This is a genomic window from Myxococcus sp. AS-1-15, from assembly GCF_020037055.1.
Taxonomy (GTDB): Bacteria; Myxococcota; Myxococcia; order Myxococcales; family Myxococcaceae; genus Myxococcus; species Myxococcus fulvus.
This window is the reverse complement of sequence record NZ_JAIQDF010000001.1, coordinates 145,226-159,889: the sequence shown is the minus strand read 5'-3', so window position 1 is coordinate 159,889 and position 14,664 is coordinate 145,226. Positions and strand designations below refer to the sequence as shown.

At 69.8% G+C, this 14,664-nt stretch carries 7 protein-coding genes; all 7 read left to right on the top strand.

The window, feature by feature from the left end; genetic code table 11:
* The 7 genes from K8625_RS00625 to K8625_RS00595 are packed head-to-tail and all read left to right on the top strand — an operon-like array spanning position 1 to position 14,660.
* Positions 1-702, top strand: coding sequence for a LysM peptidoglycan-binding domain-containing protein (locus K8625_RS00625; RefSeq protein ID WP_223781546.1), 702 nt, complete (start codon positions 1-3; stop codon positions 700-702).
* The gene (gene vgrG / locus K8625_RS00620; protein ID WP_223781545.1) at positions 699-2,498 is read left to right on the top strand and encodes a type VI secretion system tip protein VgrG; all 1,800 of its coding nucleotides are present in this window, start codon (positions 699-701) and stop codon (positions 2,496-2,498) included. The genes K8625_RS00625 and vgrG overlap by 4 nt, the downstream gene beginning before the upstream one ends.
* Positions 2,499-2,523: 25 nt before the next feature.
* Positions 2,524-2,826, top strand: coding sequence for a PAAR domain-containing protein (locus K8625_RS00615; protein ID WP_046716010.1), 303 nt, complete (start codon positions 2,524-2,526; stop codon positions 2,824-2,826).
* Positions 2,827-2,832: 6 nt separating this feature from the next.
* Positions 2,833-3,258 carry a GPW/gp25 family protein gene (locus tag K8625_RS00610; protein ID WP_223748298.1) on the top strand — a complete coding sequence of 142 codons (426 nt, stop codon included), beginning with the start codon at positions 2,833-2,835 and terminating at the stop codon, positions 3,256-3,258.
* A 3-nt stretch (positions 3,259-3,261) separates the two neighbouring features.
* On the top strand, positions 3,262-6,993 hold the full coding sequence (locus K8625_RS44070) for a baseplate J/gp47 family protein (protein ID WP_305070845.1): 3,732 nt from the start codon (positions 3,262-3,264) through the stop codon (positions 6,991-6,993).
* 18 nt (positions 6,994-7,011) lie between these two features.
* Positions 7,012-9,468 (top strand): hypothetical protein, encoded by a 2,457-nt coding sequence (locus tag K8625_RS00600; RefSeq protein ID WP_223781544.1) that lies wholly within the window; start codon positions 7,012-7,014, stop codon positions 9,466-9,468.
* Positions 9,465-14,660, top strand: coding sequence for a contractile injection system tape measure protein (locus K8625_RS00595; protein WP_223781543.1), 5,196 nt, complete (start codon positions 9,465-9,467; stop codon positions 14,658-14,660). The genes K8625_RS00600 and K8625_RS00595 overlap by 4 nt, the downstream gene beginning before the upstream one ends.
* Positions 14,661-14,664: the final 4 nt, after the last annotated feature.

Genomic DNA, 14,664 nt, shown 5'->3' with positions numbered 1-14,664 from the left:
ATGGGGTTCTCCGGCAGCCTCGAGAAGATGATGGTCTTCGCCTACCAGAAGTCCGACTTCACGTCGGAGGTGGGCCGCTACACCGTGTACATCAACCCGGCGTCGTACTCGCACACGTACTGCGTCAAGTACAACGACGTGCAGCCGCAGGGCAGCAGCGGGGGCTCGCCGGAGTTCAACCGGATTCCCTCCGACACGGTGGAGCTGGAGCTGGTGTTCGACGGCACGGGCGTGGTGCCCAGCCCGCTGCCGGGGCTGATGCCCTTCACCGACGACGGCATCTCCGAGCAGGTGTCGAAGTTCAAGAACCTGGTCTTCACCTACAACGGGAACATCCACAGCCCCAACTACCTGAAGCTGTCGTGGGGCACGTTCCTGTTCAAGTGCCGGCTGTCGAAGCTGAGCATGACGTACACGCTGTTCAAGCCGGACGGCACGCCGCTGCGCGCCCGGGCCAAGGGGACGTTCCTCGGCTACAACGACGAGGTGGAGCTGGCGCTCCAGGCCCGGATGAGCTCTCCGGACCTGACGCACGTGCGCACGGTGAAGGCGGGGGACACGCTGCCGTTGATGTGCTTCCGCATCTACGGCACCAGCACGCTCTACCTGGAGGTGGCCCGGGTCAACGGACTGGTCGACTTCCGGCGGCTCACGGTGGGCTCGCAGCTGGTCTTCCCGCCGCTGAAGGAAGGCCAGACATGAGCACGCCCACTCCGGCGAAGGACGCGGGCGCCCTGACGACGTTCGCCATCCAGGCGAACGGGGCGCTCATCCCCTCCACGTTCCGCGTCGTCTCGGTGGACACGTGGCTGGGGGTCAACAAGCTGCCGCGCGCGAAGCTGGTGCTGTTCGACGGGGATGCGTCCACGGGCACCTTCCCCATCAGCGCGACGTCCACCTTCCTGCCCGGGGCGCGGGTCACCATCTCGGCGGGCTACGACGGGGACAACACGCGCATCTTCGAGGGCGTGGTGTGCCGGCAGGGGCTGGACATCGACGCGGCGTCGGGCTCGAAGCTGGTGGTGGAGCTGAGCGACGAGGCGCTGAAGATGACGCTGGAGCGCAAGAGCGGCTTCTTCGAGAAGGTGAAGGACAGCGCGCTCATCCAGACGCTGCTGTCGCGCAACGGGCTGTCCGGGAGCGTGGAGGCCACCACCGGCGTGCACGACGAAATCGTCCAGTACTACGCCACGGACTGGGACCTGATGGTGACGCGGGCGCAGCTCAACGGCCTGGTCGTCATGGCGGACAGCGGGAAGGTGACGGTGGCGGAGCCGGACACGCGCCAGGCGCCGGTGCTCGCGGTGGCGTACGGCACCACGCTGCTGGACCTGCAGGCGGAGCTGGACGCGACGACGCAGTTCGATGCGTCCTCCATCAAGGGCTACACCTGGGACGCGGGCGCGCAGAAGCTCATCGAGTCGGGGCCTCGCGCGGTGTCGGTGAAGGAGCAGGGCAACGTCTCCTCGGCGGAGCTGGCCAAGGTCTTCGGCGCGAAGAAGGTGGTGGTGCAGACGGGCGCGGAGCTGACGTCCACGGACCTCCAGGACTGGGCCTCGGCGGAGCTGCTCCTGTCGAAGCTGTCGAAGATTCGCGGCACGGCGCGCTTCCAGGGCAGCGCGCTCGCCAAGGTGGGCAAGACGCTGGAGCTGGGCGGGCTGGGGCCCCGCTTCAACGGCACGGCCTTCATCAGCGGCGTGCAGCACCACATCGAGGACGGGCGGTGGCTGACGACGGTGGACTTCGGGCTGTCCTCGCGCTGGTTCACGTCGGAGGCCCCGGACATCGCGGCGCCCGGGGCGTCCGGGCAGCTTCCTCCGGTCAAGGGGCTGCAGACGGGCGTGGTGAAGCAGGTGGCCAAGGACCCCGGCGGGGAGCTGCGCGTGCTGGTGGGGCTGCCGCTCTTCCAGGACCCGAGCCAGGGCGTGTGGGCGCGGCTGGGGATGTTCTACGCGTCCAAGGGCGTGGGCGCGCTGTTCTATCCGGAGGTCGGCGACGAGGTGGTGGTGGGCTTCATGAACGAGGACCCGAGAGACCCCATCATCCTGGGCTCCGTGTACAGCAAGCAGCGCGCGCCCGCGACGGCGCCGGACGAGCAGAACACGAAGAAGGCCGTGGTGACGCGCTCCAAGCTGGAGCTGTCGTTCGACGACGAGAAGAAGGTCATCCTCATCAAGACGCCCGGCGGCCACACGGTGAAGCTGGACGACACGTCCGGGGCCCTCTCGCTCCAGGACAGCAACGGCAACACGGTGTCGCTGTCCAAGGGGGGCATCGCGCTGGACAGCGCGTCCGACGTGAAGATTTCGGCGAAGCGCAACGTGGCGGTGAAGGCGGGTGGGAACCTGACGCTCGAGGCCACGGGGAATGTCTCCGTGAGCGGCGCGCAGGTGACGAACAAGGCCTCGATGAAGTTCGCGGCCAGCGGCAACGCGCAGGCCGAGGTGACGTCCAGCGGCGTCCTCACGGTGCGCGGCACGCTGGTCAAAATCAACTGAGTGCCGTGCCTGAAAGGAGTGCCTCATGCCTCCCGCAGCCCGACTCACCGACTTCCATCAGTGCCCCATGACGACGCCCGTGGGGCCCGTGCAGGTGCCGCACGTCGGGGGCCCCATCGCGGGCCCTGGCGCCGTCACCGTGCTCATCGGCGGGCTGCCCGCGGCGAAGGTGGGCGACATCGCCATCTGCGTGGGGCCTCCGGACGCCATCGTGAAGGGCTCCATGACGGTGAAGGTGATGGGGCTGCCCGCGGCGCGGCTGGGGGACAAGACGGCCCATGGCGGCACCGTGCTCGTGGGCCTGCCCACGGTGATGATTGGAGGGTGAGGCGCCATGGAGACCAAGGCCCCTTCGTTCCTCGGCACCGGCTGGAGCTTCCCGCCCACGTTCTCCCGGAGCACCGGCGGCGTGATGATGGCCAGCGGCGAGCTGGACATCCGCGAGAGCCTCTGGGTGCTCCTGTCCACGTCGCTGGGCGAGCGCACCATGCTGCCCAACTACGGCTGTGAGCTGCGGCAGATGGTGTTCCGCGGCGTGAACACCACGCTGACGCGGCAGATACAGGACTACGTCCAGCAGGCCATCCTCTACTGGGAGCCGCGCATCGTCGTGGACGCGGTGACGGTGCAGAAGGACGCCTCGGTGGACGGGCTGCTCTCCATCACCGTGTCCTATGTCGTCACGCAGACGAACTCGCGCAGCAACCTCGTCTATCCCTTCTATCTGCAGGAGGGGAGCATCCCGGTCACGGGGCCCTAGACCATGGCTCCGCTCGACAACAAGGTCGCCCTCAACGACGCGCCCAGTCAGCTCACGCGGTGGCTGCGCGCGCTGGAGGACGGGTATGCGCCGGTGGACGGGCGCACGCGCTCGGAGCTGCTCGACTTCGCGCCGCGCTTCGGGGCGCTCGTCTACTTCTATGACTTGAAGAACCAGCGCGACGGGAACTGGTCGGAGTTCTTCCTCGCGGACCCGGTGATGGTGCTCGCGTCCATCGACGCGCTGGACACGGACTCGGTGGAGGAGCAGTTCCTGCGCACGACGCGGGAGGTGGACCTGTCGCGGACGCCGGAGCGCGCCTTCCAGACGCTCTCGGAGGGCTTCGAGCTCATCCTCGGGCTCGCGCGTCGGTTCGACCTCTGGCTGCGCGGCGCGGGGCTGGGCGCGCAGGGCGAGGCGGCGCGGCTCCTGGGGCAGGACCTGGTGAAGGCCGTCGAGGGGCCGCTGTCTGGGGCGCTGCGCTCGCTGGTGAGCCTGGCGAAGGGCGCGGCCGGGCCGCAGGCCTTGGGGCGGCTCATCCGCTTGGACGTCGCTGGGATGTCGCCGCTCTGGGGGCTGGAGGACCTGCCGGCGGATGGCTCGGCGTATCGCGGCGCGACGAAGGAGGCGCGGGCGCGCTCGGCGATGGCGAAGCTGGAGCCGCTGCTGGGGGCCTTCCTGGATTCGCTCTCGCAGCTCCAGGGGCTCGCGCGGCAGGTGCTGCCCTCGGTGCTGGCGAATGGAGACCATCCTCCGCACCTGGCGCTCTACATGGCGTTCGTGCGGCTCTTCCGCACCGCGCAGGACACCGTCAACTCGGTGTCGGGGCGGTATGCGTCGTTCTATTACCGCGACGTGCTGCGCCTGCGACCTCGCGGCGCGCTGCCGGACAGCACGTACCTCACCTTCACGCTCGCCGATGACGAGGCGGTGCGAAGTGAGGTCGTTCCCCGAGGCACCCTGTTCCCCGCGGGGAAGCGTCCGGACGGCCAGGACATCCTCTTCGCCTCGGACACCGCGGTGGGCGTCTCGCGCGCCACCGTGGCCCGACGCCTCGCGCTGCGGGTGCTGAGCGGACCGCTGGTTCCGGAAGTCGCGGCGCCCGTCGAGGGCGCGACGCCACTCACCGTCGTCAAGCAGGTGCTCGTCTCGGAGATGCCGCTCGAGCCGGATGCAACGCCGGACCCGGCGGTGGAGCCCCTTCCAGGCTGGGCGACATTCGGCGCCGTGCGGGAGGGCGTCACCGCCACCACCGTCACCGGCCCCGCGACGCTCGGCTTCGCGCTCGCCTCCGGCTACCTGAGCCTGACGGGCGGCAGCCGCGTGGTGACGTTGAACGTGCCCCTCTCGCCCGAGTCCGCTCGCCTCCTGAGCTCCCGACTGGAGGCGCTCGCCGAGGCCACCGGCCTCGATGCGAGCACCGTGTTCCTGCAGGTGCTGCGCGAGTCGTTCACCCTCCAGGTCTCCATCGAGGAGGGCTGGCTGACGGTGGAGCGCTACGAGCCCATCCTCCCCGCGAATCTCGGGCCCGTGGGCGTGGTGCCCGTGGTCACGTTCTTCGGGCTCTGGTTCGAGCTGCCCCCGTCCGCGCCCGCCGTGGTGCCCAACGGCGCCGCGCCCGCGCCGGACCTGCCCATGCTGCGCGCCTTGCTGAACCCCGAGCCCGTCGCCCTGCGAAACGGCGTCGAGGTCCATCCCGTGTCGCTGCTCGACGCGGTGGCCTTCCAGAACCTGGAGCTGCAGGTCCACGTGCGCGAGCTGACGGGCGTGAGCATCGAGAACACCCAGGGCGAGGTGGACCCGAGCACTCCGTGGGCCCTCTTCGGTGCGTCGCCCGTGGTGGGCTCGTACGCGCGCCTGCGTCACACCGAGCTGTTCGTCAAACGCCTCGACACGCTCTCGCTCGCGCTCGACTGGTTCAACCTCCCCTCGGACACGGAGGGCTTCGCGGGCTACTACCGCGACTATCGCGTGGGGCCGGACGGGCTGCCGACGGAGGACCTCTTCGACAACACGAGCTTCAGCGCGGACCTGCGCGTGCTCCGCCCCGGCGCCTGGACGCTCCAGCCCCTCGTGCTGCCCGACGCGCCGCCGTGCCCCGGCTCTCCCCCGAGCGAGGACGCCCCCCGGGAGGGCGTGCGCTGCTGCCTCTTCCGCACGAAACCGGACTGCGACACGCCCCCGCCCGAGCCGCGCGGCACGCTGTGCCAGGACACCGTGCTGAAGCAGTTCGACGTGGCCCCCGGCACTCCACCCGACTACTACGACCCGGCGACGAGCGCGCTCGAGCTGCGGCTGGCCACCCCGTCGTATGCCTTCGGTGACTCGCTCTACACCGTCAACGTGCTGAACGCGGTGCTGGCGGAGCTGCCCGACGGCTCTCAACCCTCCACGAAGGAGTCGCGGCTCCTCAAGGACATCAAGTACCCGAATCCCCCCTGGCTGCCCCAGGTGCGGACGCTGGCAGTGCACTACTCCGCGCACTGCCTGCTCGACGAGGCGCGCTTCTTCCACCTGCTGCCCTTCGAGGGCTTCAAGCAGGTGACCGTCGACGCCCAGCGGCCCGTCGCGCTGCTCCCCCACTTCAAGGCCCCCGCGAACCTGTACCTCGGCTTCACCGGCCTGGACGAAGCCCAGGGCCTCACGATGCTGTTCCAGCTGAGCGGCACCTTCACCGGGACGGGCGAGGTCCCCACCGTGCAGTGGGAGTGGCTCACGGCGACGGGGTGGCGCCCGCTGCCTCCGGACCAGGTCCTCTCGGACTCGACGCGGGGACTGCAGGGCACGGGCATCCTCACCCTGGGCCTGCCCACCTTCACCTCGCGAGGCAGCACGCTGATGCCGAAGGTCGCCGACGAGGGCGACTACCAGTGGCTGCGCGCCTCCGTCCCACAGGAGGCGGACGACTTCCCCCGGACGCTCGCGCTCACGCCGCACGCGGTGACGGCGACGCGCAGCGCGCCCGGCGTCGATGTGGACACGCCCGTGCCCGCCGGGAGCATCACCCAGTCCGTGCAGGCGCTGCCCGACATCGGCGGCATCTCCCAGCCGATGGCGTCGTTCGGAGGACGTCCGCCGGAGACGGCGCACACGTTCGAGGTCCGCGCCTCGGAGCGCCTGCGCCACAAGGAGCGCGCGGTGCTGGCGTGGGACTACGAGCGGCTGGCCCTGGAGCGCTTCCCGTCCCTCTGGAAGGTGAAGGCCCTGCCCGCGCACGCGCCCCGTCAGTCCGGCGTGCCGGGCGCGGTGCTCGTGGTGGTGGTGCCCGGGCGCGACGCGTCGGCGTCGGCGGACCCGACGGTGCCCCAGGCCACGTCCGAGCTGCTCGAGCAGGTCGAGCAATTCCTCGCGGAGCGCGCCAGCGGCTTCGCGCAGGTCCGCGCCGTCAATCCCCTCTACGTCCGCGTGAAGGTGGACGCGGCGGTGCGCTTCCGCGCCGGAGAGGAGACGGGCGCGAGCCTGGAGCGGCTCGACCGCGAGCTCGTGGAGTACCTGTCCCCCTGGTACTTCGATGCGTCCCGCGCGACACGGCAGGGCGAGTACGGCTCGAGCGCGGACGTCTCCGACTTCATCCAGACGCGCCCCTATGTCGAGGAGCTGCTCTCGCTGGAGCTGGAGCACTCGCCGCGTCCCGAGACGCTGGAGTCCGACTGGTACTTCCTCACCTCGGAGACCCGGCACGCGCTGAGCGCCGCGGACGCGCCCGCCGCCCTGCTGGCCGCGGATGGCTACTGAGCCCTTTCGGAGCACACCATGGCAGAGCCCGTCACCGTCACCGCCACGCCGCCCACGAACGTGGGCCTGGACTACGCCGCGCTCGAGAAGGCGGGCACCGCGCTCCTCCAGGAGCTCTCGGGGAAGATATGGACGGACTACAACGCGAGTGACTCCGGCGTCACCACGCTGCAGCAGCTCTGCTATGCGCTCACGGAGCTGTCCTACCGCGCGACGTTCCCGCTCGCCGACCTGCTGGTGGACCCCGTCACGGGCGTCATCGAGCCCGCGCGACAGGGGCTCTTCCCCGCGCTCGACATCCTCCCGTGCGACCCGGTGACGGAGCGCGACTACCGCAAGCTGCTCATCGACCGCGTGCCCCAGGTCGCCAATGTCTGGCTCACCCCCGTCACCACCGGAGAGGTCCAGGGGCTCTACGACGTGAGGATTCTCGCGCCGGGGCGCGACGACTGCGCCACCGACGAGCGCTCCCCCGACGCCATCATCGACGCCGTCCGCCGCGTCTACAGCCGGCACCGCGCCCTGTGCGAGGACCTCCGCGACGTCTCGCTCCTGGAGCCGCTCGACGCCGTCGTCACCGCCGAGGCCAGCATCGACGAGCGTCGGACGCCCGAGGACATCCTCGCCGCGCTGTTCTTCCGCGTCGGCAACCTCCTCGCGCCCGAGCCGCGTCGCGAGTCACTCAAGTCCCTGCTCGACGCGGGCCGGACTCCGGATGAAATCCTGGAGGGGCCGCTGCTGCGCAACGGCTTCATCGCGGACGCGCAGCTGCAGCCCAAGGCGGCGTCCATCGCGCTCCAGGACCTCATCCGCGTCATGGCGCAGACGCCCGGCGTCTCCAGTGTCCGAGGGGTGAGCCTGCGCGCGGGTGGCCAGGTCGCCACCGGACCGGACGGCGCGCTGTCGGTGGCGCCGGAGCAGGTGCTGCGGCTCGACACCCGCACGGACGCGAAGCGGGGCGGGTTTTCGATTCGGCTCTTGCGCAACGGCGTGGAGGTGAAGCCCCATCCCGCGCGCGTGCGCCGTGAGCTGGAGCGCCTGTGGGCCGAGCAGCGCCGCACCTATCCGCTGGGGAGCCAATACGAGGAGTACCTCGGCATGCCCCGAGGTCAGCGCCAGGACTTCCGCGCGTACACCTCCATCCAGACGCAGTACCCCATGGTCTACGGCATCGGGTCCGCGGGCCTCCCCGAGGGCGCACCGCCGCTGCGTCAGGCCCAGGCGCGCCAGCTCAAGGGCTACCTGCTCGTGTTCGAGCAACTCCTCACGGACTTCTTCGCGCAGCTCGCGCACGTGCGGGACCTGTTCTCCGGCGACCCGGACCTGCAGCGGACGTACTTCTTCCAACTGCTCACCGACGCGGTTCCGGATGTGGAGCCGTTGCTCGCGGAGCCTTCGGAGGGAGGGGACTCGCCGGGCTATGCGCTCGGACTGGAGGAGCTGGTCGCAAGCCAGGACCCCGTCACCGCGCGCCGCAACCGGTTCCTCGATGTGCTGCTGGCACTCTGCGGGGAGCAACTGGACGAGGACTCCGTCGCGGGCACGTCGTGGGACGGCACTCCGGACGCGCTCCAGGCCGAGCGGGTGCTGCGCGCGAAGCTCGCGCTGTTCGAGCACCTGGTCGAGAGCACGCATTCGCGTGGACGCGGTATCGACGCGCTGGAGCGCCCCGGGCCGCGGAACGTCGCGGGCATGGCCATCAAGAGCCGCATCCAGCTGGGGATGCCCGTCGCGGACTCGCGCACGCTCATCGATGGGCTGGATGAGCATGGGTTGAATCTCTCGGACTCGGCGAGCACGGCGCCGGAGAGCCGCGCGCTGGCTCGATATGAGGACATGCTCGAGGAGCGCTTCACGCCCGTCGCCTCGCTGCCCGCGCCGGAGAGTCCTCCCGCGCCGCCCCTGCGCTCCCAGCTGCTGGGGGGCGAGTTCCTGAGCGCGGCGGGCGCGGTGGAGCACTTCCGCGTGGGGACGCTGCCGGGGGAGTCCTCGTTGTCCCTGGTGTGCAAGGCGCCTTCCGAGGCGGGCTGGCACCTGGCGGGGAAGTTTCCGACTGTGGAGAGCGCGGTGGCGCGGGCGCATGCGCTCGTGGAGCAGGCGCGCCAGCTCAACCGGCAACGCTCGCAGCTCTACATCGTGGAGCACCTGCTGCTGCGGTCCGCCCGGCGCGAGGGCGAGGACGCCTTCCCCTACAACTTCACGGTGACGGCGGTCATCTCCACGGCGACGGGCGAGTGGCGTGAGCCGGAGTTCCAGTCGTTCGCGCGCGAGGTCATCCGGAGCAACGCGCCCGCGCTGGTGGTCGCGGAGTGTCTGTTCCTCGGGTCCTCGCGCATGGCGGCCTTCGAGCGGCTCTACTGGGCCTGGAGGAATGCGCTCCGGCAGGCAGATGAGCCCGGGCTCTCGCTGGCCTCGGCGCGGCTGAGGGACTTCCTGGAAGCGGCGGCCCGTGAGTCCGGGGCGGACATCGCATGACGGGCTCGCGGCATCATCTCCGCAAGCAGACGCTGCGGGTGACCTTGGCGTCGGAGGAGCAGGCGCTGGCGCTCCAGCCCCGGCTGAGTGACTTCAACCGGCGTCGGCTGCTCGCCATCATCGAGAAGGTGTTCGACGCGGTGGATGTCCCCGGGCTGCACCTGCGCCTCGACCGACTCGATGTGGATTTGGGGACGGTGCCGTTCGACGACTTCGAGCAGGTGGTGGAGGAGCGGCTCTCCCTGCGACTCCAGGAGGCCGTGGAGCAGGCGGTGCGGGAGCGGCGCTCGTCGACACGGGCGGAGGACCGGCCTCGGACCGAGGAGGAGCTTCGGCTGGAGTTGCTGGAGCATTACCTGCTGCATGGCACCCTGCCCTTCTGGGCACCGCATGGCGTGGCGTTCTCGTTCGGCGCGCTCTTCGCCGAGCTTGCCCGGAGCTCTCCGGCCTCGCTGGTGCGGCTGGTGGGCAAGCACGCCACGCTCGGGCGGGTGTTGGACCGGTTGGTGTTGCAGCTCGACCAGCGGCAGTTGGAGCAGCTCGTGATGCTCCTGGAGCCGAAGCACGCGGCGTTGCTCATCGACTACATCGTCAGCCTCCAGGCGCTCCATCGCATCGAGCCGGTGTTGCCGCTGAGTGACCGGGCGCTGTCACGGCTGCTCTGGTCGCTGACGCTGACGTACCTGGTGAAGGACGCGGGCTCGCAGTTCAACCGCAAGAGCGCGTTGAAGCTCCTGCTCGAGGGGGTCTCGGAGAGCCAGGGCCTGGACTATCCGGAGCTGCTGACGACGCTGGACTCCGGGTTGGAGCAGGTGCGGAAGCGGCACCCGGTGCTGGCGTCGCTGTCGTCCGTCATCGGGGAGCTGGTGCGCGAGCTGCCGCTCCCCGAGGTCGAGGAGGTGGAGACTCCGGTGCTCGATGAGGAGTTGGCGACCACGGAGTCGGCGTCGGCGCGGTATGAGCTGGCGGAGGCGCTTCGGTATTACCTCCGGCATGGGGAGCTGCCGTGGGCCACGCTCGTGCGCATGCCGGAGCTGACGGCGGAGCGGATCGTCGCGACGCTGCCGGAGCTGCCTCGCTCGCTGCAACGGCGGGTGCTCGGTTGGGAGCAATCGGGTGGCTCGTTGGCGCGGCTGGTCCGGGCGGTGCGGCGGATTCCCGAGGAGGTGCTGTCGAAGCTGCTGGTGCGGCTGATGCCGCGCCCCGGAGATGAAGGGAGTCCGCTGCGCTCGGCGCTGCCCGTGTTCGCGGCGCGCGCCGAGGACAAGCCGCTGTTCTTCGCGCGCCTGCTCGTGGCGCTGCTGGATGGGAAGCCGGTGGTCCTGGAGGAGCTCTCGGCGACGCGGGTTCCGGGAGGCACGGAGGATTGGGGAGTTCGTGACGCGGACCTGTCGCGGTGGGAGGCACATGCACTCAAGTCCGCGCTGGTGAGCCGGCTTCGCTTCGGGGCGAAGGCAGGGCCGACGGTGGAGGCGTTGCTCGGCGCGCTGTTGACGTCGTTTCCCGAGGACAGTCGGCACTTCCTCCTGGCGCTGCGGGACACGGAGGACTTGCGGACGGTGCTCGTCGACCGGAGTGGGGAGGATGTTCTCGGCAGGGCGATGGACTTGCTGCGTCCGCGCGAGTCCCGGTCGATGCGGGCGTTGCTCCGGGCGATGAGCGAGCTTCCGGAGCGGGTGCTGCCGGGCGGAATCGAGGGTGCGCGGCAGACGGTGTTCCATGAGCTGCTGTTGCTGGGAGAGACGGCTCCGCTTTCCCGGAGCACCGTGAGCCGACTGCTGCGGAGACTGTTCGGGGCGGAGATGCCCCTGGAAGCCCAGGGGTTCTTGTCGCGCGTCATCGCGGACTGGGGCGCATCGGGAGGCGTGCTCCAGAAACATGCGGAGGTCTTCGGTGCGGCGCTCGACCACCTTCGTGAGCGAGGTGGCACGTCACATTCCGGAGACGTTGATGGTCCGCTCAGGGAGGCTCCTCGCGACGAGGATGGCGACGTACGGTGGCGCGCGGGCGAACGAGCTCCGCACGTTCATGCGGCCACGAGTTCGCGCACGCCGGACGGCATCCGTACCGACCACGGAGACTCGGCCCCTCGCGTGCAGATTGTTGAATCCGGCACCCACAGCCACTCGGTCGCTCTCTGGCGAGACGCGGCATCCTTCGACCGCGGCGACGCATCCTCGCTCGGAAAGAGCAGTGTCTCCGTCGACCACGCTCCGCATGGACAAGACGAAGCAGCCTTCAACCAAGGCGGCCCCACATCACGCGAAGAAGACACCGTTCCTCCGGGCCTCGGCCATGCGGCCTCGCGCAGACAGGACAGAGAATCCGTTGCCCGAGGAGCTCCAGCCGCAAACGAGCAGGCGGAGGAAGGTCTCGACCACGGCGACTCCGCTTCACGCGAGCACGGCAAGGTACCTATCGGCCACGAGTCCGACTCTCATGAACGAGCAGGGAGTTCTGACAGCCGCAGCGACGCACCTTCGCGTCCAGGCGACGCGGCAGCTATCGGCCACGAATCCGAATCGCACGAACGAACAGGGGCATCTGGCGATACACCTTCGCTCGCTGGAGACGAGGCATCCCTCGGCCACGAGTCCGACTCGTATGAACGAACCGGACGTTCTCGTAGCCGCAACGACGCACCTTCGCTCTTGAGCGACGCGGCATCCCCCGGCCACGACGTATCAGGCTCACGTGCTTATCTCAGCTGCAGCGACGCCGATTCGCTCGCTCGGGACGAGGCATCACTCAGTCATGACAGCTCAGACTCTCGTGGACTCGCCGGGACATCCCCCAGCTACACCGACGCAGCTTCGCGCGTGCCAAGCGAGGTACCCCTCCACGTCGAGGGTGCAGACTCGGGCGGACGAGCCGGCCCCCTTCTCAGCCACACCGACGCGGCTTCGCGAGCACCAAGCGGGGTACCCCTCCACTTCGAGGGTGCAGACTCGGGCGGACGAGCTGGCCCCCTTCCCAGTCACACCGACGCAGCTTCGCAAGCACCAAGCGGGGTGCCCCTCCACTTCGAGGGCGCTGCCCCAGGCGGACGGGCTGGCCCCCTTCCCAGTCACACCGACGCGGCTTCGCGAGCACCAAGCGGGGTGCCCCTCCACTTCGAGGGCGCTGCCCCAGGCGGACGGGCCGGAACACCCCTCAGTCACACCGACGCAGCTTCGCAAGCACCAAGCGGGGTGCCCCTCCACTTCGAGGGCGCTGCCCCAGGCGGACGGGCTGGGGCATCCCTCAGTCGCACCGACTCGGTTTCCCGTGCCCAAGTCGCGCCCGCTCCTGGCGATGACAGCGTCCGCTCGCACGAACAAACCCAGGAACTCCTCAGTCGCAGCGACTCAGCTCCGCATGCTCACGACGAGGCACCTTTCGGCCACGACGACCCCAGTTCGCACGAACGAACCCAGGAACTCCTCCGTCGCAGCGAGGCGTCCGCACGTGCGCGGACCGATGCGCTCGCCGTTCACAGCGACTCGGTCCCACCGGCGCGGGACTCGGCGCCTTTCAGCAACGACGGCGCAAGTCGGCACGCACAAAGCGAAGTCCCCTCCAGCCTCAGTGCCCTCGATGCGCGCGTGAGCGACTCAGCGCCTCCCAACGTCGACACGGGAGGTGCCGCGCATTCCGGGCCCGCGACACATCCAACGGTGCACCACACGGATGCACCACCTCCCGCGGCACACGCATCACTCCCCACAGAGCACTTCGCGCACGGCCACACGGACGCAATCGCCGCGACCGTGAAGCACGTCCATCACGAACGTGGCGACCTCCACGCAAGAGACACACAGCCCTCCGACACAGCCCCACGGGCGCGGGCCACACCTCTTCAACCCGGTGACACCTCCTCGCGCGCGGAGTCAGCCCCCCTCCATCGCCCCACCGCATCGCAAGCAAGCGGTCATCGGCCATCCACCGCGCGAGTTGCCCACCCGCTCGATGCGCCGCTGAGCCCCTCCGAGTCCGCCCCACTGCCTCCACGCCCTGGCACGCACGACAGTCCGGAAGCACGCGAAGCCCTCTTCGCCTTCCTGCTCGCCGAGAGCGCGGACCGCTACGCGGGACTCTCCGACGACGCCCTGCTCCGCCTGCTCCAATCACTCCTCGACGAATCCCCGGACGTGCTCCACGGCTTCATCCGCCGTCACGTGCACCGCCGCCACCTCCAGGAACACTGGGCCCGCATCCTCCCGGACCCGCTCCTCGCGCGCATCGCCGCGGTGCTCGCGCCGCGCCTCCACACCGCGCTCCTGTCCACCGTCGAAATCCTCATCGCCGCCTGGCAGGACGTCGCTCCCTCCGACGTGCCCTCCCTCACGGAGCGCTCCGCGTTCTGGCGCTTCGTCCTGGAGCTGCTCGGTAAACGCCCCGGAGCAAGCCTCGGACTCGAGCAACTCATCGCCGCGTTCCTCGAGCACTTCTCCACCCGCCTGCGCGGCGCCCACCCCACGCACCGGGACTCACGCGGCGTCGCCGAGCGACTCCTGGAGCGCGCCATCGAACTGGCCCACCACGAGTCCCTCCCCCGCCTGGCCGCCGTGCTCCACCAGCGGCGCTCCACCTTCCTCGCCGCCTGGACCACACCACCCCGCCCGCCCGCGCGCGCCACGAAACCCTCGCGTCAGCGCACCTCCTTCCAACTCGGCGCGGACGAGCACGGTGCCAACGACGGCAACCCCATCTACATCGAGAACGCGGGCCTCATCCTCACCAGCCCCTTCCTGCCCCACCTCTTCCGCGAGCTGGGCCTCACGCACGTGGATGACCAGGGAAAGACACGCCTGGACCCCGAGCCCGCCACGCGCGCCGTGCACCTGCTCCAGTACCTCGTCGACGGCCGCACCAGCGCCCCCGAGCCCCTGCTCGTCCTCAACAAGATTCTCTGCGGCCTCTCCGTCCCCACCCCCATCCCCAGCGGCATCGAGATGACCCCACAGGAGCAGTCCCTCTGCGACCGGCTCCTCAAGGCCCTCATCGCGAACTGGACCATCCTCTCCGGCACGTCCGTCGCGGGCCTGCGAGAGACCTTCCTCCAACGCGAAGGACGCCTCGAACAACTCGAGGACCGCTGGAAGCTCCAGGTGCAACGCAAGACGCTCGACGTGCTCGTCGACCAGGTCCCCTGGAGCCTCTCCATCCTCACCCACCCCTGGATGCCCCAACCCCTCTACGTCTCCTGGTAGCGCC

Coding starts and splice junctions, on each gene's coding strand:
- K8625_RS00625 (WP_223781546.1), top strand. CDS start 1: ATGGGGTTCTCCGGCAGCCTCGAGAAGATGATGGTCTTCGCCTACCAG.
- vgrG (WP_223781545.1), top strand. CDS start 699: ATGAGCACGCCCACTCCGGCGAAGGACGCGGGCGCCCTGACGACGTTC.
- K8625_RS00615 (WP_046716010.1), top strand. CDS start 2,524: ATGCCTCCCGCAGCCCGACTCACCGACTTCCATCAGTGCCCCATGACG.
- K8625_RS00610 (WP_223748298.1), top strand. CDS start 2,833: ATGGAGACCAAGGCCCCTTCGTTCCTCGGCACCGGCTGGAGCTTCCCG.
- K8625_RS44070 (WP_305070845.1), top strand. CDS start 3,262: ATGGCTCCGCTCGACAACAAGGTCGCCCTCAACGACGCGCCCAGTCAG.
- K8625_RS00600 (WP_223781544.1), top strand. CDS start 7,012: ATGGCAGAGCCCGTCACCGTCACCGCCACGCCGCCCACGAACGTGGGC.
- K8625_RS00595 (WP_223781543.1), top strand. CDS start 9,465: ATGACGGGCTCGCGGCATCATCTCCGCAAGCAGACGCTGCGGGTGACC.